We start from the raw sequence: 25,827 nt of genomic DNA, 5'->3' as shown, positions 1-25,827 counted from the left end.
ATGTCCACACCGGGCTCGACCGTGTCGCCGCCGCTGCTCATCCGCGGCCGTCCAGCCCGCGCGGACGCCCGACGACGATCACGACCAGCGACACGACGACCAGCAGCAGCGACAGCGCGACCGCTCCCGCGACGTCGGTCTCGCCCTGCAGGTAGACCAGCAGCGGCAGGGTCCGGGTGGTGCCCTCCAGGCTGCCGGCGAACGCGATCGTCGCCCCGAACTCGCCCATGCAGCGGGCGAAGGCCAGCACCAGCCCGGACGCCAGTCCGGGCAGCACCAGCGGCACGGTGACCCGGCGGAAGGCCAGCCCCGGCGACGCGCCGAGGGTGGCCGCGGTCGCCTCGTAGCGCTCTCCCGCGGTCCGCAGGGCGCCCTCCAGCGACACGATGAGGAACGGCATGGCGACGAAGGTCTGCGCCAGGACCACCGCGGCCGTCGAGAACGGGATGAAGATCCCGAACGCGGTGTCCAGGCCCCGCCCGACCAGGCCGTTCGCACCGAGCAGGAACAGCAGCGAGAGCCCGCCGACGACCGGCGGCAGCACCAGCGGGAGCAGGACGACCGAGCGGACCGCGCGCATCAGGCGGGGCAGCCGGTTGATCCGGCCGCGGGCCAGGACCACCGCGAGCGGCCCGCCGAGCAGCAGGCACAGCGTCGTGGAGATCGCCGCGGTGAGCAACGACAGGCGCAGCGCCGACAGCGCGGCGTCGCTGGTGAGCAGGCGGGGGGTCTCCGCCCAGTCGGCCTCCCACAGCAGCCCGAGCACGGGGAGCGCGATGACCAGGAATCCGATGCCGGCCGGGACCCACATCCAGACCGGCAGTCCGACGCCCGTGCCGTGGCGGTCGGCGGCGCCCTCGCGGCGCCGGGTCGGGGCCGGCGCGGGGGCGGTGCCGGCCCCCGGGGTCACAGGTGCCCGCCCGGCGTCTCCACCACCACGTTCGTCGACTTGATCACCGCCACCGCGAGCGCCCCGGGCTCGAGACCGAGGTCGCGCACGGCCTCGCTGCTCATCAGCGACACCACGCGGTGCGGGCCGCACTGCATCTCGACCTGCGCCATCACCGTGTCGGCCAGCACCGAGGTGACCAGGCCGACCATGCGGTTGCGGGCCGAGCGCTGCACCACCGAGGGGTCCGGCGGGGCGGACGCGTGATCCCGGGCGAACGCGGCGAGCGCGGCGCCGTCGATGACCTTGCGGTTCGAGGCGTCCGCCTGCACCGGCAGCGTCCCCGCGTCCACCCAGCGGCGGACGGTGTCGTCGCTGACGCCGAGCAGTCGGGCGGCCTCGGAGATCCTGAAGTGCGGCACGACCCGGATACTATGGTCGCGCCTGCGGGGGTGCCACGGTGGATACCCCGCACGATGTCGGGATCGCGCACTGCCGGGGCCTGCGGACCTGTGATCTGATCGGTGGCGTGGACTTCGCACCCAGCGCCGTGGCGGCCGACTACACCGCGCGCATGCGCGCCTTCCTCGACGAGGAGGTCCTCCCGGCCGAGGCCTCCTACGACGCGTTCCGGGCCGAGCGGCGCGGCACCCCGGAGGAGTGGGCCCTGCCCCCGGTGGTCGAGGAGCTGAAGGCGAAGGCCCGCGGGCGCGGCCTGTGGAACCTGTTCCTGCCGGACCTCTCGGGGCTGTCGAACCTGGAGTACGCGCCGGTCGCGGAGGTCTCCGGCTGGTCCCCGGTCATCGCGCCGGAGGCGATCAACTGCCAGGCCCCGGACACCGGGAACATGGAGACGCTCCACCTGTTCGGCACCGACGAGCAGAAGCAGCAGTGGCTGGAGCCGCTGCTCGACGGCGAGATCCGCTCGGCGTTCGCGATGACCGAGCCGGACGTCGCGTCGTCGGACGCCACGAACATCGAGACCCGGATCCGGCGCGACGGCGACGACTACGTCATCGACGGCCGCAAGTGGTGGATCTCCGGTGCCGCGGACGAGCGCTGCCGGATCTTCATCGTCATGGGCAAGACCGCCGACGACAGCGACGACACCGTGTCGACGCACCGCCGGCAGTCGATGATCCTCGTCCCGCGCGACACCCCCGGACTGACGATCGAGCGGCACCTGCCGACGTTCGGCTTCCAGGACCAGCACGGGCACTCCGAGCTGCGCCTCGAGGGCGTGCGGGTGCCGGCGTCGAACCTGCTCGGCGAGGAGGGCGGCGGATTCGCCATCGCCCAGGCCCGGCTCGGCCCCGGCCGCATCCACCACTGCATGCGGCTGATCGGCATGGCCGAGCGCGCGCTGCACCTGATGACCGAGCGCGCCCAGGCGCGGGTCGCGTTCGGCAAGCCGCTGGCCGAGCAGGGCGTGGTGCGCGAGCAGATCGCACTGTGCCGGATGGAGATCGAGCAGGCCCGGCTGCTGACGCTCAAGACGGCGTGGCTGATCGACAACCACGGCGCGAAGGGCGCGGCCACCGAGATCGCCGCGATCAAGGTCGTCGTGCCGCGGATGGCGTGCACCGTGATCGACCGGGCGATGCAGGTGCACGGCGGGGCCGCGATGAGCGACGACACCCCGCTGGCCTACTTCTACGCCTGGGCGCGCGCCCTGCGCTTCGCCGACGGGCCGGACGAGGTGCACATCCGCTCGGTGGCCCGGCAGGAGCTGAAGGCCCACCGGTCCTGATCCCGGTCCGACGGCGACGCGGCGGGCTCAGACGTTGCGGGAGCGCAGGATCCAGTACTCGCCGATGCAGCCGTCGGCCGCGGTGGGCGGGCACCCGGCGGTTCCCGCTCCCACCGAGTAGGTCTTCTCGCAGGTGAAGGTGAAACCGCTGAACGGCCCCCCGGCGGCGATCTGCTGGCGCGAGCCCTCGGCCTGGCAGGCGTCGTAGGACGTGAACACCGGCGCGGGTGCCGCCGACGCGGCCGGGGCCACGACGACGGCGGCCGCGGCTGCGGCCAGGGCGGCGGGGACGAGCTTCGACAACATGGCGGTTCCCTCCTGTGGGGCGACCGGCCACCGGGGCGGCCGGTCCGTGTCGTCCTGGAGCCCGGGACGCTAGGCGGGGCCGCCCGGGAGCCCTCCCGGGACGGCGGGCGGGACGTCTCGATGTCCCTGTCCTGTCGACTAGGTACACGATGACTAGTTCCGCACCTGCGACGGCGTGGCCCCGGCCACGTCCGCGGGTGCGGATCACGGTTCTGAGCTGCGGAAACCCGCCCTGGGCGGGCCCGCACGGCGGGGGTTAGCCTCGGGCCCATGACCACCGAGCTCGGCCTGCCGTCGCTGCGGGGCGGCACGTCCCGGGACCCGGCCCGGCCGGCCGACCCCCGCCTCGTCGACGGGTTCGGACGGGTCGCGACCGACCTGCGGATCTCGCTCACCGACCGCTGCAACCTGCGCTGCACCTACTGCATGCCCGCCGAGGGCCTGGACTGGATGCCCCGCGAGGAGCAGCTGACCGACGCGGAGCTCAACCGGCTGATCGCGCTGGCGGTGCGCGACCTCGGGATCGAGGAGCTGCGCTTCACCGGCGGGGAGCCGCTGCTGCGCAAGGGCCTGGAGGAGATCTTCTCCGCGGCGTCGGCGCTGGAGCCCCGCCCGGACATCTCGCTGACCACCAACGGCATCGGGCTCGCCCGCCGCGCCGAGGCCCTCGCGGCCTCCGGGGTGAACCGGCTCAACGTCTCGATGGACACCCTGCGTCCGGAGCGGTTCGCGCAGATCACCCGGCGCGACCGGCTGTCGGACGTCATCGACGGGATGGCCGCCGCGCACGCCGCGGGCCTGTCCCCGGTGAAGATCAACGCGGTGCTGCTGCGCGGCGTGAACGACGACGAGGCCGCGGACCTGCTGGAGTTCGCGCTGACCCACGGCTACCAGCTGCGTTTCATCGAGCAGATGCCGCTCGACGCCCAGCACGGCTGGCGCCGCACCGAGATGATCACTGCCGAGGAGATCCTCGCGCGGCTCGAGGAGCGCTTCGTGCTCACCCCGTCCGACGAGGACCGCGGCGGTGCGCCCGCCGAGGGGTTCGTGGTGAACGGGGGCCCCGCCACCGTCGGGGTGATCGCCTCGGTGACCCGTCCGTTCTGCGGGGCCTGCGACCGGACCCGCCTCACCGCCGACGGCCAGGTCCGCACCTGCCTGTTCGCCACCGGCGAGACCGACCTGCGCGCCATGCTCCGCGGCGGCGCGACCGACGCCGAGATCGCCGACGTCTGGCGCGACGCGATGTGGGGCAAGAAGGCGGGCCACGGCATCGACGACCCCGGATTCCTGCAGCCCGCGCGCCCCATGAGCGCGATCGGAGGATGAGCATGACCCCCTCGCTCACCACGCCCCTGGTGACCCGCACGCTGACCGTCCGCTACTTCGCCGCCGCCAAGGCGGCCGCCGGCACCGGTGAGGAGACCGTCGCGCTCCCCGGCGACGCGACGGTGGCCGACGCCGTCGCCGCACTCGGCACCGCGCACGGCCCGGAGCTGGAGCAGGTGCTGCTGCGCTGCAGCTTCCTGCTCGACGAGGTGGCGGTGCGCGACCGCTCCACCGCGGTCGGCGGGGCGGCCACGCTCGACGTGCTCCCGCCGTTCGCCGGCGGCTGAGACCCGGCGCCTCCGGCGGGGAGCCCGGTCCGTCCGGGCGGCTCGGTCCTCGGGGACGGTCGCTCGGTCCTCGGGGACAGTCGGTCAGTCCTCGGGGACGCTCGCGACCCGGCCGGTCGGCACCCCACCGGCGCAGCTCAGCGTGACCCGGACGTCCGGGACGTCGTCGCCGTCGAAGACGACCTCGGCCGGGCCGATGTCCTTGTCGTCCTCGCGCTCCCAGCCCTGCGCGGGGTTGACCGACACGATCCGCGGGGTCGCGCCGTCGCACCGGACCAGGACGTTGCCCGCCGTCCCGGCCTGCACCACCGCGGGCGGGGCGGAGGCGGGTGCCGTCGTCGGGACGGGCGCGGGTGCCGGTGGCGCGGCGGTGGCGGCCTGCTGGGCCAGGCGGGCGTCCACCTGCTCGGCACTGAGCGGCTGCGTCTGTGTGCCCGCGAGGTCGCTGCCGATGCTCCCGACGGCCGTCAGGCCCAGGAGCAGGGCACCCGCGGCCGCGGCGGTCCAGAGCGCGATCTGCAGGACGGGGCGCGTCGGTCGTTCCACGCGCACAGCATGCCCCGGACCCCGGTTAACGGATCCCTAAACGGGACACAAGCGACGGCTGTGCCCGCCGCGGGCGGGGTCGCGGCGGATAGGTTCTCCCTCCGTGGCCCAGATCCTGATCGTCGAGGACGACCCCGGCATCCGCGGAGCGCTCATCCGCGGGCTGACCGAGCGGGGGCACGCCGTCGACTCCGCACCGACCGCGATGGCCGGGCTGGAGCACGCCGTCGGGAAGCGGCCCGACCTCGTAGTGCTCGACCTCGGCCTGCCCGACATGGACGGCACCACCATGCTGCGGATGCTGCGGGGCGCCAGCACGGTGCCGGTGATCGTCGCGACCGCCCGCGACGACGAGACCGAGATCGTCTCCGTGCTCGACGCGGGCGCCGACGACTACCTGGTCAAACCGTTCGCCGCCGCCCAGCTCGACGCCCGGATCCGGGCTGTGCTGCGCCGGCTCGGCGACGGGGCGGGCGACCCCTCCGTCGTCGTCGGCGGGCTGTCGGTGGACCCCCGTTCGCGGCGCGCGGTGCTCGACGGCACCGAGCTGGAGCTGACCCCGCGCGAGTTCGACCTGCTGCACCACCTCGCCGCCCGCCCCGACCAGGTCGTCAGCAAGCGGGAGCTGGTGACCGAGGTCTGGCAGCAGCCCTACGGCGGCGCCGACAAGACCGTCGACGTGCACCTGTCGTGGCTGCGCCGCAAGCTCGGCGAGACCGCGCAGGCCCCGCGCTACCTGCACTCGGTGCGCGGCGTCGGGGTCCGGCTGTCCGCGCCGCCGGCGCCGCCGGGGACCGGGGAGGGCACCACCTGATGCGACGGCGCATCCTCGTCCTCGTCGGGGCGACCGTGCTGCTGGTGCTGGTCGCGTTCGCGGTCCCGCTCGCGACGCTGATCCGCACGGTCGCGGAGAGCTCGGCGGTGTCCGCGGCGACCGTCCAGGCCCAGGTGCTGACCCCGGCCGTCGCGGGCGGGGACCGGTCGGTGCTGGTCCCCGCCGTCCAGAACGCCGACGGCCGCGACGCCTCCGACGTCTCGGTGTTCCTGCCCGACGGCACCGTGCTCGGCGCGCCCGCACCGCGGAGCCCGGTCGTCCGGCTGGGTCTGCTCGGGACGAGCGCGTCGACCGAGGCGGCCGGCGGACGCGAGCTGGTGTTCGCGGTGACCGGCGCCGCGGGCGGCAACGCCGCGATCCGCGTGTTCGTCCCCGACGCCGAGCTCACCCGCGGGGTGACCCGCTCCTGGCTGCTGCTGGGCGGGCTGTCGCTGGTGCTGCTCGCCGGAGGACTGCTGCTCGCGGACCGGCTGGCCCGCACCCTCGTCGACGCCACCACCGACCTGTCCGGGGTGTCCGAGCGGCTCGCGGCCGGCGACCTGTCCGCGCGCGCCGACCCCGGCGCCCCGGTCGAGCTCGGTGTCGTCGCGAGCGCGCTGAACGGGCTGGCCGGGCGGATCTCGGAGCTGCTGCGCGAGGAGCGGGAGAACGTCGCGGACCTGGCACACCGGGTCCGCACCCCGCTGACCGCCCTGCAGCTCGACGCCGAGGCCCTGCGCGACCCGGACGAGTCCGCACGGCTGTCGGCCGGGGTCGACGGCGTCCGGCGCGCGGTCACGGGCGCGATCGAGCAGGCCCGGCGACGCGGCGGCACGACCCGCAGCGCGGACGCGGCGGCCGTCGTCCGGGAGCGGGTGGAGTTCTGGCGGGTGCTGGCCGAGGACACCGACCGCTCGGTGACCCTGCACCTGGCCGACGGCCCGCTGCCCGTGGCCTGCGCACCCGGCCACCTGGAGGCGTGTGTGGACGCGCTGCTGGGCAACGTCTTCGCGCACACCCCGGACGGCACGGCCTTCGGCGTCGAGCTGTCGGCCCGGACCGGCGGCGGCGCCCGGATCGTCGTGCACGACGACGGTCCGGGGCTGCCGCCCGGGACCGACCCGACCTCCCGCGGGGTCAGCGGCGGCGGCTCGACGGGGCTGGGCCTCGACATCGCCCGGCGCACCGCCGACCAGGGCGGCGGGGCGCTGACGGTGCACTCCCCGGCCGGGGGCGGGCTGCGGGTGGAGCTGGAGCTGGGGCCGCCCGCGGGCTGAGCGGGCACCGATCTTGGGGTGCCGTTAGGAGTCGCGCAACGCGCCGTTGATCAACTGCGCGGCATCGTCACCGGTGTCAGCACGACCCCTCCCGGAAGGACATCCCGATGCCCTCGACGCTCTCCATCGCCGCCCTCGCCGCCACCGGCCTCCTGCTCGTCGGCGGCGGCGCCGCGTGCGCCTCGCCGGCCGAGGTCGCCGTGACCCCCGCCGCGCAGAGCGCCGCCGACACCGCCCCCGCACCGGGCGCCGGTGCCGCCGTGGACCGTGCCGCGGCCGAGCGGATCGCCGTCGAGCGGGCCGAGGGCGGGCAGGTCGTGACGGTCGAGTTCGACCGCGCCGACGACGGCCGCGACGACGACCGCGACGACGACTCCCGCTCCGACGGCCGCGACCACTGGGAGGTGGAGGTCCGCACCGCCGACGCCGAGCACGACGTCGACGTCGACGCCGCGACCGGCGAGGTCCTCGACCACGACGTCGACCGGGACGACCGCACCGACGACGACCGCGACGACAGCTGATCCGGACCGGGTGAGCCCTCAGGCCGGGGCGAGCCCGTCGCGCCAGTCCGGGTCGCCGGCCAGGACCGTGACCCCGACGGCCTCCTGCGCCAGGCGCGCCCCGGCCGCGAAGAGGTCGCGGACGGGGCCACGCAGTCCGGCGTCGAGCCACTCGACGTCGCTGTGGTCCACCGTCCGCGCCGAGGCCGGGCGCCCGTGCCGCAGCAGCGCCCGGTACAGCCCGGTCGCGGGCCGCACCGGCGGCAGGCCGTGCGCCTCGGCGAGGTCGGAGGCGGCCCGCGGGATCCGCAGCCCGGCGGCGTCGAGGTCGCCGAAGTAACGGACCGCCGCGGGCGGGTCGTCGCGCAGGGCGAGCACCGATGCGGTGAACGCGTTCCCCACGCCCCAGGCGAGGCCACCGACCGGGCCTGGCTCGGGCGCCAGGGCACGGCGCAGCGAGTCCAGGGTGTCGGCGTTCTCGACGACGAGCAGCACCGGCCCGCCGCCGGGCAGGCGCTCGCGGTGCAGCGGCGGGACGACCCGGCGGGCCCGCAGGACCTCCGGCGTCAGCCCGCCGGGCAGCGGGCCGTCGAAGGCCTTCTCGTCGCCGGTGATCTCCAGCGCGCGCTCGCGCAGCGGGACCTCCACCGCCCGGGACGCGTGGGCGAACAGCCAGTCGTTGACCTGCAGCAGCACCCGCGACGGCCGCCGCAGATCCGCGGCCCCCGCCAGCGCGGGATGCCACGGGCCCCGGTCCACGGCCGGTGCGGCGTCGGTACGCGGCCGGACCAGCCGTACCGAGTTCGGCAGCGGCGGCACCCCGTCGTCGGTCCGGCCGGTCGGCTCCAGCACGCCCGCGGCGGCCAGCTCGGCCAGTACCCCGGCGAGGTTCCGCCGGGCGTCGACGCTGCCGACCATCGTGGGGTCCGCCTGCAGGAACGCCGCGCGCACCGCCGAGCGCGGGATCCGGGTCCGCCCGGAGGCCGCCAGCAGCTCCGCGAGCCGCTCCGCGACCGGCCCGGGCGGGGTCATCCGGCCGACCCCGCGCCGTCGTGGCCGGTGCCGGCGGCCACCGCGGCCTCGGGGCGCCGGTAGACGCGGGCGGCGGTGATCCGGCCGCCGGGGGCGTCGGCGTCGGGCACCGACCGGGTGACCCGCTCGTCGACGGACAGGTACTTGCGTCCGGCGCGCAGGTCGGCGTCGTTGCGCAGCCGCACGAGCAGCGGGAACGACGACAGCGCGCCCGCGTCGAACAGCCCGGTCGTGTAGACCAGCTGCACCCCGAGGGCCTGCGCGACGCCGAACTGCAGCTCCAGCAGGTACCCCGCCGACGCCCGCCCGATCGGGTTGTCGAGGAACAGCACGCCCGCGTGCGCCCGCCTGCCCTGCCCGCGCTGGTGCGCCCGCAGCGCCGCCATCGTGCAGTACAGGACGATCGCCGCGGTCAGCTGCTGCCCGCCGGAGAACACGTCCTTGATCGCGGAGACGCGCAGCCGCTCGGTGCGCAGCACGGCGTCGGGCTTGAGCATCTCGACCCGGACGCCCTTCGGCATCGCCGCCCGGACCCCGCGCAGCAGCATGGACATGCCGTCGCGCCGGTCCTTCGCCTTCCCGCCCGCCATGACGGTGGCGGTGCGGTCGACGACGGCGCCGAGCTCGTGGCGCAGCGCCGCGTCGGGCAGCTCCTCGAACCGGATCCGCAGGAACTGCTGGCCCGACCAGTCGCCGAGGCCCTCGGGCAGCTGGGACAGCCGCTGCGCGAGACGCACCGTGCGCAGCGCCTCGCCGACCATCCCGGACAGCCGGGTGACGATCCCGGAGCGGTGCCGCTCGATGTTGCCGAGGTCGTCGTCGAGGGAGCGCAGCCGCGGGCGCAGCGCGGCGATCCACTCGGCGGCGAGGCCGGGCATCTCCGACCGGTCGACGCCGCCGATGTGGCGGTGCACCGGGGAGCTCAGGGTCGCGAACCGCGGGTCCTGCGCGAAGCGGGCGACGGCGTCGACCCCCTCGCGGACCTTCTTCTCGGCCCGCGTCCGCTCCCCCGCCGCGTCGCGGACCGCGTTCTGGTGGCGCTTGAGCGCGGCCTGGGCGGCCTCGACGTCACCGTCGAACGGCACCCCGGACGGCTCGGGCGGCTCGTCCAGCGAGGACACGACCAGCCCGAACCCGCGGGCGAGGTCGGTGGCGGTGCGGTGGGCGTCCTCGGCGTCGGTCCGGGCCCGACGACGGCGTTCCAGGTCCTTGCCCGCCGCGTCCAGGTCGGCCGTGGCGCGGGCGACCAGCTCGCGGCCGTGCTCGGCGTCGCGGGCGGGTCGTAGGGGTCGATCGGCCGCTCGCCGCCGGTGAACCGCTCCAGTTCTCGGCGGGCGACGGCCAGCTCGGTCGCGGCGTCGGCGCGGCGGCTCTCGGCCTCGTCGTAGGCGGTTCGGGCCTGCTCGGCGGCGGCGCGGCGGCTGGCGGCGTCGGCGCCGTCGGGGGTGTGCAGGAACGCCGTCGCGGCCTCGACGACGGTGCGCGGCAGCCCGTCGACGGCGACCCGCCGCTCCCGCGCGTCGGCCTCGGCCCGCTCCAGCGCACCGTGCAGGTCGGTGTCGACGGAGGCCGAGGCGTAGGCGTCGCGGGCCCGCTGGAACTCCTCGCGCAGCTCGGCCAGCGACGTCCCGGGGGTCCCCTCCGGCTCCCCGTCCCGCCCGCCGACCTCGTCGGCGGAGACCGGGAGCGCCGCGGCCTCGTCGCGCAGGGTCGTGCCGATGCCGCGCTGCCGGTCGCGCGTCTGCTGGGCGTCGGCGGCCTCGCGACCGGCGCGGTCGGCGGTGGTCCCGGCGGCGTCGGCCTCCTCGCGGGCCCGCGCGGCGTCGGCCTCCCCGGTGCGCATCCGCTCCTCGTGCGTCGCCCGGCGGGCGAGCTCGGTGCGCAGCGCGGCGAGCGCGTCCGCCCGGCGACGGGTGTCCCCGGCGGTGCGCTCCAGGCCGGGCCGGTCGACGGTGAGCCGGTCGGCGCGCTCGTCGAGGTCCTCGACCTCCGCGCGGGTCGCCTCGTGCTCGGCGACGGCGGCGGCCCGCGTGGTCTCCGCGGCCTCGGCGGCCTCGGTGAGGTCGGCGAGGGTGGGACGTCGGTCGCGCAGCGCGGCGAACCGGTCCCGCAGCCTGCGGTCGTCGTCGAGGACGGTCTCCAGCTCGGCGAGCCGGGCGGCGCGCTCGGTGGTCTCGGCGACGAGCCGGACCCGGACCTGCTCGGCGGCCTCCTCGTCGTGCAGGGCCGGGTTGGGCGGCACGACGAAGTCGATCCCGGGCGCCGCGTCGGCGTCGGCGCGCAGCGCGGCGGTGGTGCCGACCGCGACCAGGCAGGCCGGCAGCAGCCGCGCCGCGTCCAGCTCGGCGCGGGCCCGCTCGGCGTCGCGCGCGTCGTTGAGCAGCACCCCGCCCGCCAGGTGCGGCAGCCGCGTCAGCACGGTCTCCCGGTCGGGGGCGGGCAGCTTCGCCAGGTAGCGACGGCCGGACCAGGCGGTGATCCCGGCGGCCTCCAGCGCCGCGAGGACGTCCTCGATCTCCGTGGGGTCGGGCAGCAGGCCGCCGTCGCCGAGCGCGGCGAGCGCGCGTTCGTCGCGGCGCTGGTCGCCGTGCAGGGTCGTCCGCTCCCGCTCGGCGCCGCGGATCGCGGTGGTCAGGGTGTCGACGACGAGGCCCGCGTCGGTGTCCGGGCGGATCTCGTCGAGTCCGAGCAGCTCCGCGGGCCGGACCTCCCCGGCGAGCGCGACGGCGTCGGCCTCCGCGGCGGAGCGCGCGGCCTCGGCGGTGGCGGCGTCGGCGCGGGCGGCGGCCGCCGCGTCCTGGGCGGCGGTGCGGCGGGCCTCGGCGGCCCGTCGCTCCTCGCGGATCGTGGCGGCCGCGCTGTCGGCGTCGGCGAGCGCGGTGGCGCACCGCTCCGCCTCGGTCCGGGCGGCGGCCGCGGAGTCCTCGACGTCGGCGGCGGTCGAGCCCGCCTTCAGGTGCCCGGCGGAGACGGCGGCGGCGACCCGGGTGTCGAGGTCGTCGAGGGCCTCGCGGGCGGTGGCGGCGGCGCTCTCGGCGCGGGCGGCGTCGGCGGTGCGGGTGACCTGCTCGCGACGGGCGGCCGCCGCGCGCTCCTCGGCGTCGGCGCGGTGTTCCTCCGCCGCGTCGGCGGCGGCGTCGGCCTCCGCGGCGACCCGGGCCAGCGCGACCGCGAGCGCGCGGGCGGCGTCCTGCCGGGCGGCGAGCGCGGGCCGGGCCTTCTGCTCCTCCTCCTCGACGCGGGCGCGCAGCCGCGCGGCCTCGGCGGCGGCGACGCGGTGCGCCAGGACCGGTTCGACGGCGTCGCGGGCCATCGAGACGGCCGACGCGGCGTCGCGCTCGCGGGTCGCCTCGGCCGCGGTCCGCTCGGCGGCCTCGACGGCGAGCCCCGCGGTGAGTCTGCGCAGCTCACCGACGGTGTCCTGCAGCCGCTCCGCCGCCCGGGCCGCGGACTGCTCGGCCTCGACCGCGCCGGTGGCCTCCTCGGCGGCGGTCACCGAGCGGGCCTCCTCGGCGATCCGGCGGGCCGCGATCCGCGACGCGGTCGCCGCCAGCTCGGTGCGCGCGGCCGTCTCGGTGTCGCGGGCGGCGGTCGCGGTGGCCTCGGCGTCGACCATCGGCTCGAGCCGGGACAGCGTGCCGTCGACGAACTCCCGCTCGGTCTCCAGCTCCTCGCGCTGGGCGAGCCGGTCGGCGTAGCCGGCGACGAGCTCGGCGACGTTCTGCGGCTCCGCCGGGTCGAGCACCGCGCGCAGCAGGAAGTCGACGAACGCCTCGTCGGAGGAGAACGAGAACGCCTCGGCGGCCTCGCCCTCGCCGGCGTTCATCGCGCGCTGGTAGCGGAACAGCTCCGGGTCCAGGCCGACCTCGACGAGGTGGCGGGTCCAGTCCCGGTGCCCGGTCTCCCAGGCGAGCTCGGCGTCGGGGTGCTCGCGGTGCGCGGTCTGCAGGCGCTCCCGGAAGGCGGCCAGGGTGACCCGGCGCCCGTCGTGGGTGAACGGCAGGTCGTCGAGGCCCATCCCGGGGACCGGCCGGAAGGAGAACCAGGCGTCGGCCAGCTTCTCCGGGTCGCTGGAGGCGACGTGCCCGCGCCACTCCGACACCTTCCCGGTGACCAGCAGCCGTCCGGTGCCGACGTGCATCCACTCGCAGACGACGTGCGCCACGTCCTCGGCCAGCACGAAGTTCTCCAGCACCGTGGTGCTGGTGGTCCCGACCACCTGGCGCCGCCCGGGCAGCAGGACCGAGAAGATCAGCTTGAGCAGGACGGACTTGCCGCCGCCGTTCTCCAGGAACAGCACCGAGGCCGGCGACGGCCGACGCGGCGTCGTGCGGTCGAGCGCGTCCGGGGCGAACAGGTCCTCCTGCACGGCGACCTTCACCGGGGCCCCGACGCCCCGCAGGTCGAGCGCGACGTCCTGGTAGCGGGCGGCGGTCGGACCGACGGAGAACAGGCGGACGCGGGTCAGCTCATACATCGCGGTCCTCCGTGGGGTGGTCGGTCGGCGGGGTGTCCGACGGGCCGGCCGGATCCGCACGCTCCGTCCCCGTATCGGCAGGGTGTCGGTCCCCGGCCGTGTCGCCACCCCCGGCACCGTCCTGTGCGAACTCGCTTACCGGGTCAGCGGGTTCCCCCGACACAGCCCCGCCGACGGGATCGACAACGCCCATCGGGTCACCGGCCACGCCGTCACCCCCGACACCGCTCTGCACGAACTCGCTTACCGGGTAAGCGAGTTCCACGGACACGGTGTCCGAGCCGACTGAGCCGACCGAGCCGACCGAGCCGTCGGTCCCGGCACCGTTCGCCCCGTTCACCGGATGAACGATGTCCGAGGAGGTCTCCCCCACAGGCTGCCTCGCCGCGGGTGCCGGATCGAGTGCCGACGACGGCCCGGCCGTCTCCCCCGACCCCGGCGGATCGTCGAGGTCGGGCGCGCTTCCCGTCCCGGCCGCGCTCTGAGCACCGGACCCGGGCGCGTCGAACACGCCGTCGTGCTCGGTCACCAGGGTCCCGGCGGCGGTCGCGGCGGGCAGGACGTTCAGGGCCAGCAGCTCGTCGAAGGCCCGCTGGGCCGCGAGCTCGCGCACCTGCACCTGGTAGCGCGGCGTCGTCCGGTAGGCGCCCTCCGCGCCGACCGGGACGAGGAAGCCCTGGTCGGCGAGGAACCGCAGCGCCTTGCCGACGATTCCGCGGGTGGTGGACTCCCCGACGCGGCCGTCCTTGGTCGCGGTGGCCTCCGGGCGACGCTGCCAGACCCGCCAGACCTCCTCGAGCTGCGGGGCGTCGGACTCGGGGTCGGCGGGACCCGCGGCACGCTCGTTCAGCACCCGGCAGGCCTCGCGGACGGCGCCGTCGACGAGCTCCACCGAGACCCGGCCGACGTAGGAGTCGTCGCCGAGGTCGTCGGGGCGGGGGAAGGCCAGCGCGGCGACGGCGAGGTGCGCGATCCCGTGCAGGACCTTGTCGGCGCCCCGGTTGGCCAGGGCGGTGCGGCGGGCGTACTCGTCCATCCGGATCTCGAACACCGAGCCCTCGGTCGCGGCGAGCACGATGCCCGGGCCGGTGTCGACGGCCAGCACCACCAGGCCCAGACCGGACGCGACGCGCTGCACGGTCGTGCGGAACTCGTCGTCCTCGCGGTAGCGCCGGACCAGGTCGGCGTAGTCGGGGTCGCGGCCGGGCAGCGCCTTGGGGCGCATGCCGTAGCCGACCAGGCGGGCCGCGGTCTCGGTGTCACTCATGTCTGCGCCGTCCGTCGGTTCGTCTGTCCGCCCTGCACCCCGGCCCGCGCCAGCAGCAGGTCCGCGCCGCCGAACTCGGGGTCGTCGAGGACCGTCCCGTCGTCGACGGCGACCAGCACCGACGGGTCGCCCTGGGTCCGTGCCGTGGCCACCGCCGTCCCGACGGCGTGCATCGCCCGCAACGCGACCAGCTGCGGCAGGTCCGCCCCGGCCGCGCGGGCCGCCGCGAGCGCCGCGGACAGCCGCACCGGGTGCTCGACGTCGGCGGGCAGCACCGCGTCGGCGGCCGCCCACGTGTCCACCCCGAACCGCTCGCGCGGCTGCGGCGCCAGCTCCGGCTCGGGAACCTCGGCGCCGAACGGGTCACGGTCGCTCGGCGGTGTCAGCAACGTCTCGACCAGCCCGCCCAGGCTCGGCACCGACGGGTTCCGCACCCCGGCCCCGGCACCGAAGTAGCCGGTCACCGGGTCGTGCGCCGCCTCGACGGTCAGCGCCAGCGACGGCCGCAGCAGCTGCCCGAACACGTCGACGGCGGCCCGCTTCGGCTTCCCGGAGAACTGCTGGCGGTCCTGCTCGGCGCGGAACGACGCGCCCGCCTCCTGCAACCGTGCCTGCAGCTGGGTGTGTCGCTGGATGCAGTCGTCGACGACGGTCACCAGCTCCGCGGCCTGCCTGCGGCGCCCGGGCTCGGTGGCCTCGTCACGGGCGTCGGCGATGTTCGCCTTGATCATCGTCTCGGCGCGGTAGCGGGATTCGATATGGGTCAGTGCCTCGTCGAGCAGCTGCGGGACGGCGTCGAGCCAGTCCACCGAGCGGACGTCGCGCCGGGTCGCCTCCAGCTTGCGCCGCAACGACTCGGCGTACTGCACGGTCCGGTAGCGGGCCTGCTCGGCCGCCAGCCGGGCGTCGCCGAGACGACCGCGGACGATCAGCGTCTCCAGCTTCGTCTCGGCGGCCTCCTGGGCCGACTCGACGTCGGTGTCCAGCGCCCCGACCAGCACGTTGATCGCCTCGTCCGAGGCGCGCAGGTAGATCCCGCCGTCCGGGGCGGCCACCTCGACGAGCAGCTTGAAGTCGAACCGGCGACGCACGTAGCGCCCCTCGTCGTCGGTCGTGCCGTACTCCACGGCGAACCCGCGGTCGATCGACCCCACGTTGATCAGGTTGTCGATCACCCACTGCGCGACGCGGACGTACTCCGACCGCGGCGCCCCCGGCACCTGCGCGCCCACGAACGGCAGCAGCCGCCGGACGACCTCCGCGTGGTCGGCACCGTGGTCGAAGTCCATGGCCAGGGTGACCTGGTCGATCGCCTGCAGGCCGATCTCGGCCATCTGGTAGCCGGTCGCGTCCCAGTCGAGCCGCCCCTTGCGGGCGTCGAGGTCGTGCAGCGGCGCCGTGCAGGCCAGGGCCTTCAGCCGGCGCGCCACTCCCTCGTCCGGGCTGATGGTCGACACCCCGACGACTGTAGTTCGGCCGCTCCGGGCCCTAACGCCGCCTTAGGGCTCACGCAGCGCGACCTTGGGGAGGGCGGCGGCACAGTTCCCACCAGCATCCGGGTCGCACCGACCCGGACCAGCCGGAACCTCTCGGAGGAAGATCACCGTGCGTACCCCGCTCACCGTCGCCGCCGTCGCCGCCACCGGTCTCCTGCTCGTCGGCGGGGGCACCGCCCTCGCGCTCGGCGCGGGCGGCGCCCCGGACGAGCTCACCGTCGTCCCGACCGGCGCCGCGATCGCACGCACCGCCGACCTGCTGCCCCCGGAGCTGCCCCGCACCGCCGTGCCCACGGCACCCGCGGCCGCCACCGCGCCCGCAGCCCCCACCCCCGCCCCGCCGGCGGTCGACCGCGCCGCCGCCGAGCGCGCCGCCCTCGCCGCCGCGGGCGGCGGGCGGGTCACCGAGGTCGAGTTCGACCGGGCCGACAGCGACGACGACCGACACGACGACGACCGCGACGACGACCGCAGCCACGGCCGGGACCACTGGGAGGTCGAGGTCGTGAACGGCACCACCGAGCACGATCTCGACATCGACGCCGCCACCGGCCAGGTCCTCGACCACGACGTCGACCGGCACGACGGCGACGACCGGCACGACGACCGGCACGACCGCGACGACGACTGAACCGGCGCCGGGACCGGGGGCCGGCGGGACCCGGGTCACGGGGCCCGCCGATCGGGCGGTCAGCCCCGGCCCGCGGTCCCGTCGGCCGCGGCCAGCACCGTCGCCCGCAGCAGCTCCCGCTCCCCGGGCGGGGCCACGGCGTCGAGCAGCTGGTCGAGGGTGTGGCAGAGCGTGTAGTAGCCGCTGAGGAACGACACGGTCCACCCGTCGTCGAACGCGCGCACGTCCACGCCCCGCACCACGTCGTTCACCGCCCGGGCCGCGGCCCGCCGCCGGGGCAGCCCCACCAGACGCACCGCGTCCGGGTCCGGCGCCGACGGCGGGCGCGGGGCGCGCGGTCGCCCCAGCCACGGGTTGGGCGCGCTCACGGGCCCACCAGGAGCGACGAGTACGACGGCCGGTCCGGCGCCGGTTCCGCCGCGAGCAGCGCGTGCGCCACCGCCCGCGCCGTCACCTCCGCCGCGGCCGCCTGCAGCGCGAACACCCCGGCGACGTCCGGTGCGGCCCGGGTGCCCGTGGCCAGCGCGAACGCGCAGTCGCCGTCGCGGATCGTGTGCACCGGCGAGATCGACCGGGCCAGGCCGTCGTGCGCCATCGTCGCCAGCCGGGTGCAGCCGACCTTGTCCAGGGCCGCGTCGGTGCCGACGACCACCAGCGTCGTCGCCGTCCCCAGCGGGTTCACGTGCCCCGCGTACAGCTCGGCGAGCCGCTCCGGCGGGGCGAGGGCCGGGGCCACCCCGGCGGCGAACTCGCCCGGCAGACCGTGCCGGGCGCCGTACACCTCACCGGTGGCCGGGTCCGCGGCCGCACCGGCGGAGTTGAGGACGACCAGGGCCGCGATCGTCGTCCCGGCGGCAGAGCCCTCGGTGAGCACCGCGGACGCCGACCCGATCCCGCCGCGCAGCCCGCCGGACACCGCGCCGGTGCCCGCCCCGACCGAACCCTGGACGACCGGGCCGGCGTGTGCGTCGTCGTAGGCGGCCGTGCCGGTCGCCGCGGTCGGGCGGACCCGGGGGTCACCGCCGCGACCGAGGTCGAACACCACGGCGGCCGGCACGATCGGCACGACGGCGCCCGGCACCGGGAACCCCTCGCCGTCGCGCTCCAGCCGGGCCATCACGCCGGACGCGGCGTCGAGACCGAAGGCGCTGCCCCGGACAGGGTGACGGCGTGCACGCGCTGGACCGTCGCGACCGGGTCGAGCAGGTCGGTCTCCCGGGTGCCGGGCGCGGCGCCGCGCACGTCCACGCCGGCGACCGCGCCGCCCGGCGGGGTCAGCACGACCGTCGTCCCGCTGCGGGCACCCGGCCCGTTCACCGCCGCGTGCCCGACCCGCAGGCCCTCGACGTCGGTCAGCCCGTTCCGCTCGCCCGCTCGCACCGCTCCATCCTGCCCCGCAACGCCACGGGCCGGCACCGCGGAACGCGGTACCGGCCCGGAGGGACGTGCGGGGGACTCAGCCCTTCGCGCCGCGCAGACGCCGGATCAGCACGACCAGCAGCACGAGCGCGCCCACGCCGCCCAGCACCGGCCCGAGGCGCTTGAGCACCGGGGCACCCGCCGAGTCGAGCAGGTCGATGGCCTCGACCGGGCTGCTCTGCGGCTGGTAGGTCCGCTTCACCGGGGCGGGCGCGGCCTGCTCACCCGGGCCCGGCGGGACGGCCGGGATCGGGCTGGTCTGGTCGGCCGCGTGCTTCGGGCCCGCGCCGTTGGAGGTCGCCGCACCGGGGCCGGTCAGCTTGTCCGCGACGCAGCTCGAGAACTGCCCGATGATCTTGTCGGCGACGTCGGAGATGACGCCGCGGCCGAACTGCGCCGGACGACCGGTGACGGTCATGTCGGTGACCATCGTGACCGAGGTCTTGTCCGGGCCGTCGGCGACCATGGTGCCGGTGACGATGGCCTTCGCGGTGCCGTTGCCGCGGGCGTCGCGGCCGGACGCGTCGATGACGACCTTGTGGTTCGCGTCGTCACGCTCGATGTAGGTGCCCTTGCCCTTGTACGTGAGCGAGATCGGGCCGAGCTTGACCTTGACGGTGCCCTGGAACGAGTCGCCCTCGTACTCGGTCAGGGTGGCCCCGGGGAAACACGGGGCGATGAGCTCCGGGTCGTTGAGGGCCTTCCACGCGTCCTCGATCGGCGCCGCGATCGTGAACTTGTTCTCCAGTTGCATCTTCTCTGCCCAGCCTCCTCGAACGAACGCCGGCGCCGGTCCCGGGGGTTCCGGGGCCGGCGCCGGCGTCGGTGTGTTCCTCGGGTACGTCAGCCGGCCGCGGCCAGCACCGCACGACCGGTGAGAACCTTCGCCAGGTGCTCACGGTAGTCGGCGGCGGCGTCCGCGTCACTCGGAGCGGACGTGCCCTCGAGCGCGTGCTCGGCGGCCGCCTTCGCGACGTCCGGACCGGCCGCCTTGCCCACCAGGGCCGCCTCGACGCCGGTCGCCCGGATCGGCACGTTGCCCATGTTGGTCAGGCCGACGCGGGCCTCGGTGATGGTCCCGCCGTCCACCTTCAGCGCCACGGCGACGGCCACCATCGACCACGCCTGGGCGACCCGGTTGAACTTCTCGTAGTGGCTCTTCCAGCCGGTCCGCTTCGGGAACCGGACCATGGTGAGGATCTCGCCCTCGCCGATCGCGGTCGTGAAGTAGTCCTGGAAGAAGTCCGCCGCGGTCACCAGGCGGGTGCCACCGGCACCCAGGATGACGAACTCGGCGTCCATCGCCAGGGCGGCCGCGCCCAGGTCACCGGCCGGGTCGGCGTGCGCGAGCGCGCCGCCCAGGGTGCCGCGGTGCCGGACCTGCGGGTCCGCGACGGTCTCGGTGGCCCGCGCGATGAGCTCCACGTGGGTGTTCACCAGGTCGTTGCGCATGACCTCGTGGTGGGTGGCCATCGCGCCGACCATGACGTACTGGTCGTCCTCGCCGATCCGCTTGAGCTCGGGGATGCCCCCGAGGTCGATGACGGTGCTCGGCGCGGCCATCCGCAGGCGCAGCACCGGCAGCAGGCTCTGCCCGCCCGCCAGGATCTTCGCGTCCTCACCGGCCGACTGCAGGGCCGACACGGCCTCCTCGACCGAGGAGGGCCGGACGTAGTCGAACTTCGCCGGGATCACTGGACCTCTCCCTTGGGGTTGTTCGGGTCGATGGAACCGAGGCCGGCGCCGGGCGCGTGGGTGTCGCTCGGGGTCTCCTGCGGGCTCTTGCCCTTGGCGACCTGCAGGGCACGCCACACGCGCTGCGAGGTGGTCGGCATGTCGATCTCGTCGACGCCGAGGTGACGGACCGCGTCGAGCACACCGTTGAGGATGGCCGGGGTCGAGGCGATGGTGCCCGCCTCGCCGACGCCCTTCACACCGAGCGGGTTGGACGTCGCCGGGGTAGAGACGGTCTCGGTGGTGAAGCTCGGCAGGTCCGCCGCGGACGGGATCGTGTAGTCGACGAACGTGGCGTTGACCAGGGTGCCCTGGTCGTCGTAGTTCGCCTCCTCGAACAGGGCCTGCGCGATGCCCTGGGCGAGACCGCCGTGCACCTGGCCCTCGACGATCAGCGGGTTGATGACGTTGCCGATGTCGTCGACGCAGACGTACTTGCGCAGCGTGACCCGGCCGGTGTCGGTGTCGACCTCCATCGCGGCGAGGTGCGTGCCGTGCGGGTAGGAGAAGTTCTCCGGGTCGAAGACGGCGTCGGAGTCCAGCGACGGCTCCATGCCCTCCGGGTAGTCGTGCGCCATGAACGCGGCGAACGCGATCTCCTGGATGGCCTTGCCCTTGTCGGTGCCGCGGACGGTGAACTGCCCGTTCGCGAACTCGATGTCGTCCTCGGACGCCTCGAGCAGGTGCGCGGCGATCTTCGTCGCCTTCTCGATCACCTTGTCCGCGGCGTTGACGATGGCGACACCGCCGACGACCAGCGAGCGCGAGCCGTAGGTGTCGAGGCCCTTCGGCGCCACCTGGGTGTCGCCGTGCAGGATCTCGACGTCCTCGAACGCGACGCCCAGCTTGTCCGCGACGATCTGCGAGAACGCCGTCTCGTGGCCCTGGCCGTGGGCGGAGGCACCGGTGGTGACCTCGACCTTGCCGGTGGCCAGCATCCGGATGCTGGCGGCCTCCCAGCCGCCTGCGCCGTAGTCCAGCGAGCCGAGCACGCGGGACGGCGCGAGGCCGCACATCTCGGTGAAGGTCGAGATGCCGATGCCCAGCTGGACCGGGTCGCCGGAGCGGCGGCGCTCCTCCTGCTCACGGCGCAGACCGGCGTAGTCGAACAGGTCCATCGCGCGCTGCGTGGCCTGCTCGTAGTTGCCGGTGTCGTAGGTCAGGCCCACGACGGTCGTGAAGGGGAACTCCTCGTGCTTGATCCAGTTCTGCTCGCGCAGCTCCATCGGGTCGCGGCCGAGCTCGACGGCGAGCTCGTCCATCATCCGCTCGATGGCGAACGTCGCCTCGGGACGGCCGGCGCCGCGGTAGGCGTCGGTCAGCGTCTTGTTGGTGAAGACGTTGGAGCAGGTGAACTTCAGCGCGGGGATCTTGTAGATCGCGTTGAACATGAACGCGCCGAGAATCGGCACACCCGGCCCGACGAGGCCCAGGTAGGCGCCCATGTCGGCGTAGAGGTGGACGTCGAACCCGGTGATGGTGCCGTCCTTCTTGGCGGTCATCACGAGGTCCTGGATCTGGTCCCGGGCGTGGTGCGCGGTGAGCATGCACTCGCTGCGGGTCTCGGTCCACTTGACCGGCTTGCCCAGCTTCTGCGCGAGCAGCACGCAGAGCATCTCCTCGGGCAGGACGCCGATCTTGCCGCCGAAGCCGCCGCCCACGTCGGGGGCGATGACACGCAGCTTGGACTCCGGCACCCCGAGGGTCACCGTGGTCATGGTGCGCAGGATGTGCGGCACCTGGGTCGCGGCCCAGATGGTCAGCTGCTCACCGGTCGGGTCCACCACGCAGGAGCGGGGCTCCATGAACGCGGGGATCAGGCGCTGCTGGCGGAAGCGGCGGCGGACGACGACGGAGTCGCTGTCGGCCTCGGCGGCCTTGATGGCCTCGGCCACGTCGGCACCGGTGCCGGCGGCGGCGGAGTCGAACACCCAGGTCGCGGAGACGTTGGTGCCGAGGTCCGGGTGGACCAGCTCGGCGCCGTCCTGCGCGGCGGCCTCCATGTCGAGGACCGGGTCGAGCGGCTCGTAGTCGACCTCGACGAGCTCGGCGGCGTCGCGCGCGGCGGCGGCCGACCGGGCGACGACGACGGCGACGCCCTCACCGGAGAAGTTGACGCGGCCGACGGCGAGCACCGGGCGCTGCGGGGCCTTCTGATCCGGGGTGATCGGCCACGCGCAGGGCATGCCGACCTCCTCCGCACCGAGGTCGGCCGCGGTGTAGACGCCGAACACACCCGGGGCCTTCTCGGCCTCGGACTTGTCGATCGAGGTGATGGTCGCCCGCGCGATCGTCGACCGGACGACGGCGATGTGGACGGTTCCCGGAGGGGTGATGGAGTCGGTGTAGCGGGACCGGCCGGTGATGAGGCGCTGGTCCTCCTTGCGGACCCGGGCCTTGCCGATCTCGCCGGTCGTGGTGGGTTCGGCGGTCGTCGTCACGTCAGTTACCTCCCGCAACCGGGGCGGCCTGGCCGGAGGGCTGAGCGGCTCCCGGCTTCATGTTCTTCGCCGCGGTCTGCACGGCGCGCACGATGTTCTGGTAGCCCGTGCAGCGGCAGAGGTTGCCCTCGATGCCCTCACGGACCTCCTGCTCGGACGGGTCGGGGTTGTCCCCGAGCAGGTCCACCGAAGCCATGATCATTCCCGGCGTGCAGTACCCGCACTGCAGGCCGTGGCACTCGCGGAAGGCCTCCTGCACCGGGTGCAGCTGACCGTCGCGGGCGAGACCCTCGATGGTGGTGACCTCGGCGCCGTCCGCCTGGACCGCGAGCACCGAGCAGGACTTCACGCTCTGCCCGTTGAGATGAACCGTGCAGGCACCACAGTTGCTGGTGTCGCAGCCGATCAGCGTCCCCGTCTTGCCCAGCGTCTCCCTCAGATACTGCGCGAGCAACATGCGGGGCTCGACGTCGTCGGCGTAGTTCACGCCGTCGACGGTGACCCGGACCTCTGTCATGAACTCTCACTCCTCGTACGCGACCACGCACGCTCCGAAGCGCGGGGTCTGACCGGGGACTTCGTCCGAGGAACGCCGATCGCCGTCGCTTGTCTCGCGACCACGCCGGCGCGCCCGGAAAAGTTGCCGCACGTCTCGTGTGGCAGCGCCCACATCACACTCCCGATCTTCCTGGGGTGCAAGGAGCCGGAACCGGGGCGACCGGAGGTCGACTGGCGTGGTGCCGACGTCACGGCGACAGCCTGTCGTGCGCAACCGCAGGCGCGGAGAAGGTGGGCGAGAGGCGCCCTCAGAATCGGATCCGTGACGCAACACGAATCACCCGTTCAGACCAGTCCTGATGGAGTGGTGCAACGCCGGAGGTCAGGGAAGCCTAACCTGCGTCAGGGTCGTGCGCCAGGACCGGTCGGCCGCAGCGGGGCGGAGGTCCGGTGCTCGACGGCCCCCCACCACAGACCGGCACCGTAGGCGAGGTCGTCGAGCCGGTGCGCGAGCAGGTGCAGCAGCGGCCCGGTCCGGACCCGCGGGTCACGGTCGCGGTGGCGCCACCAGTCGGTCAGCCCCTCCGCCAGCGCCGCCGAGACGACCGCGCGGCGGGCCCGGCGCGACACCAGGCAGGCGAGCGCGGCGACCGGCCAGAAGTGCCGGGTCAGCGCCGACGCCGTCTGCCACAGCGCCCCGGACAGGCCGAGCGCGGTGAGCAGGGCCGCCCCGCGCCGCGGGTGGTCGAGCCGAGGCAGCTTCCGGGACAGCCGTTCGGTCGCGACCCCGGTGACGACGGCGGCGAGCGCCGTCGCCCCCCGCCGCTGGGCGAGCAGGAGCAGACAGACCGCCGCCGTCCAGGGGGAGAGGACCACCGGCGGCACCGCCCCGGGGTGCCTGCGCGCCAACGGCGCCGCCCCGGTGCCGTAGAACGCCTTGCGCCGCAGCCACTCCCCCGGGTGGGTGCGGTGGTCGTGAGCGACCCGCGCGACGGGTTCGAAGCGCATCGCCCAGCCGGCCGCGTGCAGGCGCAGGACGAGGTCGACGTCCTCGGCGACGTGCATCCGCGGGTCGAACGCGACGGGCCCGACCGCCGACACCCGGACGAGCATCGCCGCGCTCGGCACGTAGGCGACACGGGACCGCGGCACGATCAGTGCCGGGTCGGGGCCCAGGTCCAGCGACGACCGCACCGCCTCGTAGCGCCCGACCGCCCCGCGCAGCCCGCCGCCCCGTTCCGGGTCCGGCGCCACGATCCGCGGTGCGACGAGACCGACCGCGGGGTCGGCGAGGTGGGCGAGCAGCGGGGGGAGCCAGCCGGGTTCGGGGACGACGTCGGAGTCGAGGAACACCACGAACGGGGTGGTCGCGGCGGCGAGGCCGGCGTTGCGGGCGGCCGCCGGGCCGCGCGGGGTGTCGTGCCGCAGCACCGTCCCCCCGGCCCGTTCGACGGCGCGGCGCAGCGGTGCCGGGTCGGTGGACCCGTCGTCGACGACGACCGGGCCGGCCACCCCGGTCCCGGCCAGCGCGGCGAGGAGCCGGTCCAGCGGCCGGTCCTTCACCGGCACGACGACGGTGACCTCGGCCGCGGTGATCCCGGCCGGGGCGTCGGGGACGGGGTGGGCGAGCCCGGCGTCGAGCAGGGTGCGGGCCAGGGACCGCTCGGTGGGACCGGTGACGACCAGCGGCCGCCCGGGGGCGGGCAGCAGCGCGCGGGCCCGCGCGGACAGGTGCACCAGCCGGGGCGGAGCGCCGCCGAGCAGCGCCGCGCCGCCGTCGAGCCGCCGGGTGCGACGGTCGAGCACCACCCGGAAGCCGTCCGGGAGCCGCCGGTCCGCCGGGCCCGAGGGGGTCGTGGCGGAGGGACGGTCGGGGTCGGTCCGGGCGGCGGTCACCTGCGGGAGCCTTCCATCCCCGGCCGTCGCGGGTCGACACCCGCACCTGCCCGATCGGCGTGGTCCGCACGGGTCCCGCCGGGCAGACTCCGGGGCATGCCCGAGGTCCTCCCCCGCTACGGCTCGGCGACGCTGGCCGACGTCCTCCCCGCGCTGCTGCACGCGATCGGCGCCCCGCTCGACGACCGGCCGGCCGCGTTCGGGCTCCCGCGGGCAGGAGCGGCGGTGCTGCTGCTCGTCGACGGGCTGGGCCACGAGCTGCTGCACGCCCACGCCGCCGACGCGCCGGTGCTGGCCGGGCTCGCCGACGCCGGACCGCTCACCGTCGGGTTCCCCTCGACCACCCCGATCAGCCTGACCTCGCTCGGCACCGGGCTGCCGCCGGGCGCGCACGGCACGCTCGGGCTGCGGTTCCGCGTCGACGGCGAGCTGCTCGACGCGCTGGGCTGGTCCTCGGGCCGCCGGGATCTGCGGGAGCGGCTCGTCCCGGAGCGGGTGCAGCCGGAGCCGACCGTGCTGGAGCGGGCCGCGGCGGCGGGCGTCGCGGTCCGGTCGGTGTCGCCGCTGGAGTTCCGGACGTCCGGGCTGACCCGGTCGGGGCTGCGCGGCGGCGAGTACCGCGGGGTCGCCGCGCTGGGCGACCTGGCCGTGGAGATCCTCGCCGGGGTGGAGGGCCCCGGCCCGCGGCTGGTCTACGGCTACCACGCCGACCTGGACAAGGTCGGTCACCTGTACGGCCCCGGGAGCCCGGCGTGGCGCTGGCAGCTGCGCCAGGTCGACGCGCTGCTCGCGATGCTGCTGGAGGCACTGCCCGCGGGGACCCTGCTGGCGGTCACCGGCGACCACGGCATGGTCACCGTCGACCGGACCGTCGACGCCGACACCACCCCGGCGCTGTCCGACGGCGTGGCGCTGCTCGGCGGGGACCCGCGTGCCCGGCACGTCTACACCGAGCCCGGGGCGGCGTCCGACGCGCTGGCCGCCTGGCAGGCGGTGCTCGGCGACGACGCCGCCGTCGTCAGCCGGGAGGAGGCGGTGGCCCGGGGCTGGTTCGGGCCGGTCACCGACCGGGTGCTCGACCGGGTCGGCGACGTCGTCGCCGCGCTGCACGGGACGGCGGCGGTGGTCCGGAGCGAGGCGGAGCCGTTCCTGTCCACGCTGCCCGGCCAGCACGGCTCGTTCACCACGGCCGAGCAGCTCGTGCCCCTGCTGGTGCACCCCGCGGCGTGACCCCG

Annotated in this window: 21 protein-coding genes and 2 pseudogenes; 8 read left to right on the top strand and 15 right to left on the bottom strand. The window is 75.5% G+C overall.

Annotation, left to right across the window (positions count from 1 at the left end; translation table 11 throughout):
* Positions 1-37: 37 nt before the first annotated feature.
* Both AC0GKK_RS18450 and AC0GKK_RS18445 read right to left on the bottom strand, forming a co-directional pair.
* Entirely contained in the window at positions 38-811 is a 774-nt protein-coding gene (locus AC0GKK_RS18450; RefSeq protein WP_476654956.1) for an ABC transporter permease, read from the bottom strand.
* 95 nt (positions 812-906) lie between these two features.
* Entirely contained in the window at positions 907-1,311 is a 405-nt protein-coding gene (locus AC0GKK_RS18445) for a TOBE domain-containing protein (protein WP_062398137.1), read from the bottom strand.
* Between the two features lie 107 nt (positions 1,312-1,418).
* On the opposite strand from AC0GKK_RS18445, the gene AC0GKK_RS18440 reads away from it, so the two are divergent.
* Complete coding sequence (locus AC0GKK_RS18440) at positions 1,419-2,639, top strand: acyl-CoA dehydrogenase family protein (protein WP_062398139.1); 1,221 nt, start codon at positions 1,419-1,421, stop codon at positions 2,637-2,639.
* A gap of 27 nt (positions 2,640-2,666) precedes the next feature.
* Here the strand turns inward: AC0GKK_RS18440 and AC0GKK_RS18435 are convergent, their stop codons facing one another.
* Complete coding sequence (locus tag AC0GKK_RS18435; RefSeq protein WP_251786765.1) at positions 2,667-2,945, bottom strand: hypothetical protein; 279 nt, start codon at positions 2,943-2,945, stop codon at positions 2,667-2,669.
* A gap of 270 nt (positions 2,946-3,215) precedes the next feature.
* Between AC0GKK_RS18435 and moaA the strand changes: the two genes are divergently transcribed.
* Positions 3,216-4,274, top strand: a complete 1,059-nt coding sequence (moaA, locus tag AC0GKK_RS18430) for a GTP 3',8-cyclase MoaA (RefSeq protein WP_489882201.1) — start codon at positions 3,216-3,218, stop codon at positions 4,272-4,274.
* Between the two features lie 2 nt (positions 4,275-4,276).
* On the top strand, positions 4,277-4,561 hold the full coding sequence (locus AC0GKK_RS18425) for a MoaD/ThiS family protein (RefSeq protein WP_251786767.1): 285 nt from the start codon (positions 4,277-4,279) through the stop codon (positions 4,559-4,561).
* Positions 4,562-4,645: 84 nt separating this feature from the next.
* Here the strand turns inward: AC0GKK_RS18425 and AC0GKK_RS18420 are convergent, their stop codons facing one another.
* Complete coding sequence (locus AC0GKK_RS18420) at positions 4,646-5,107, bottom strand: hypothetical protein (RefSeq protein ID WP_405414648.1); 462 nt, start codon at positions 5,105-5,107, stop codon at positions 4,646-4,648.
* Between the two features lie 103 nt (positions 5,108-5,210).
* Here AC0GKK_RS18420 and AC0GKK_RS18415 point away from each other — a divergent pair, with 103 nt between their 5' ends.
* The 3 genes from AC0GKK_RS18415 to AC0GKK_RS18405 all read left to right on the top strand — a co-directional run bounded on the left by AC0GKK_RS18415 (position 5,211) and on the right by AC0GKK_RS18405 (position 7,722).
* The gene (locus tag AC0GKK_RS18415) at positions 5,211-5,921 is read left to right on the top strand and encodes a response regulator transcription factor (RefSeq protein ID WP_346103295.1); all 711 of its coding nucleotides are present in this window, start codon (positions 5,211-5,213) and stop codon (positions 5,919-5,921) included.
* Positions 5,921-7,198, top strand: coding sequence for a HAMP domain-containing sensor histidine kinase (locus AC0GKK_RS18410; protein WP_489882200.1), 1,278 nt, complete (start codon positions 5,921-5,923; stop codon positions 7,196-7,198). The genes AC0GKK_RS18415 and AC0GKK_RS18410 overlap by 1 nt, the downstream gene beginning before the upstream one ends.
* A 107-nt stretch (positions 7,199-7,305) precedes the next feature.
* Entirely contained in the window at positions 7,306-7,722 is a 417-nt protein-coding gene (locus tag AC0GKK_RS18405) for a PepSY domain-containing protein (protein WP_346103299.1), read from the top strand.
* A gap of 18 nt (positions 7,723-7,740) precedes the next feature.
* On the opposite strand, the gene AC0GKK_RS18400 is transcribed toward AC0GKK_RS18405, so the two are convergent.
* The 4 genes and pseudogenes from AC0GKK_RS18400 to AC0GKK_RS18385 all read right to left on the bottom strand — a co-directional run bounded on the left by AC0GKK_RS18400 (position 7,741) and on the right by AC0GKK_RS18385 (position 15,934).
* Positions 7,741-8,733, bottom strand: a complete 993-nt coding sequence (locus tag AC0GKK_RS18400) for a DUF2399 domain-containing protein (RefSeq protein WP_346103301.1) — start codon at positions 8,731-8,733, stop codon at positions 7,741-7,743.
* A 922-nt stretch (positions 8,734-9,655) separates the two neighbouring features.
* Entirely contained in the window at positions 9,656-13,210 is a 3,555-nt protein-coding gene (locus AC0GKK_RS18395; RefSeq protein WP_489882199.1) for a hypothetical protein, read from the bottom strand.
* 529 nt (positions 13,211-13,739) lie between these two features.
* Positions 13,740-14,477 (bottom strand): annotated as a pseudogene (locus AC0GKK_RS18390) (hypothetical protein); the annotation flags it as partial.
* On the bottom strand, positions 14,474-15,934 hold the full coding sequence (locus AC0GKK_RS18385; protein ID WP_482638443.1) for a hypothetical protein: 1,461 nt from the start codon (positions 15,932-15,934) through the stop codon (positions 14,474-14,476). The pseudogene AC0GKK_RS18390 and the gene AC0GKK_RS18385, both read right to left, overlap by 4 nt.
* Positions 15,935-16,082: 148 nt before the next feature.
* On the opposite strand from AC0GKK_RS18385, the gene AC0GKK_RS18380 reads away from it, so the two are divergent.
* Positions 16,083-16,604 carry a PepSY domain-containing protein gene (locus tag AC0GKK_RS18380; protein WP_482638444.1) on the top strand — a complete coding sequence of 174 codons (522 nt, stop codon included), beginning with the start codon at positions 16,083-16,085 and terminating at the stop codon, positions 16,602-16,604.
* Between the two features lie 59 nt (positions 16,605-16,663).
* Here the strand turns inward: AC0GKK_RS18380 and AC0GKK_RS18375 are convergent, their stop codons facing one another.
* The 7 genes and pseudogenes from AC0GKK_RS18375 to mftF form a co-directional block, all read right to left on the bottom strand.
* Positions 16,664-16,972: a hypothetical protein gene (locus AC0GKK_RS18375; RefSeq protein ID WP_062398168.1), complete on the bottom strand. Its 309-nt coding sequence runs from the start codon at positions 16,970-16,972 to the stop codon at positions 16,664-16,666.
* Positions 16,969-17,921 (bottom strand): annotated as a pseudogene (locus AC0GKK_RS18370) (P1 family peptidase). The gene AC0GKK_RS18375 and the pseudogene AC0GKK_RS18370 overlap by 4 nt, the downstream one beginning before the upstream one ends.
* Positions 17,922-18,060: 139 nt before the next feature.
* The gene (locus AC0GKK_RS18365) at positions 18,061-18,777 is read right to left on the bottom strand and encodes an SRPBCC family protein (protein ID WP_350591021.1); all 717 of its coding nucleotides are present in this window, start codon (positions 18,775-18,777) and stop codon (positions 18,061-18,063) included.
* An 89-nt stretch (positions 18,778-18,866) separates the two neighbouring features.
* Positions 18,867-19,718 (bottom strand): FAD binding domain-containing protein, encoded by an 852-nt coding sequence (locus AC0GKK_RS18360; RefSeq protein ID WP_350591020.1) that lies wholly within the window; start codon positions 19,716-19,718, stop codon positions 18,867-18,869.
* On the bottom strand, positions 19,715-22,198 hold the full coding sequence (locus AC0GKK_RS18355; RefSeq protein ID WP_350591019.1) for a xanthine dehydrogenase family protein molybdopterin-binding subunit: 2,484 nt from the start codon (positions 22,196-22,198) through the stop codon (positions 19,715-19,717). Before AC0GKK_RS18355 ends, AC0GKK_RS18360 begins: the two co-directional genes overlap by 4 nt.
* A 1-nt stretch (position 22,199) precedes the next feature.
* Complete coding sequence (locus tag AC0GKK_RS18350) at positions 22,200-22,715, bottom strand: (2Fe-2S)-binding protein (RefSeq protein WP_482638445.1); 516 nt, start codon at positions 22,713-22,715, stop codon at positions 22,200-22,202.
* Positions 22,716-23,098: 383 nt separating this feature from the next.
* Positions 23,099-24,592, bottom strand: a complete 1,494-nt coding sequence (gene mftF / locus AC0GKK_RS18345; protein WP_489882198.1) for a mycofactocin biosynthesis glycosyltransferase MftF — start codon at positions 24,590-24,592, stop codon at positions 23,099-23,101.
* A gap of 96 nt (positions 24,593-24,688) precedes the next feature.
* On the opposite strand from mftF, the gene AC0GKK_RS18340 reads away from it, so the two are divergent.
* Complete coding sequence (locus AC0GKK_RS18340) at positions 24,689-25,822, top strand: alkaline phosphatase family protein (RefSeq protein ID WP_405414630.1); 1,134 nt, start codon at positions 24,689-24,691, stop codon at positions 25,820-25,822.
* Positions 25,823-25,827: the final 5 nt, after the last annotated feature.

It is taken from the genome of Pseudonocardia sp. P-1 (assembly GCF_058111925.1).
This window is presented reverse-complemented; position numbering and strand designations above follow the sequence as displayed.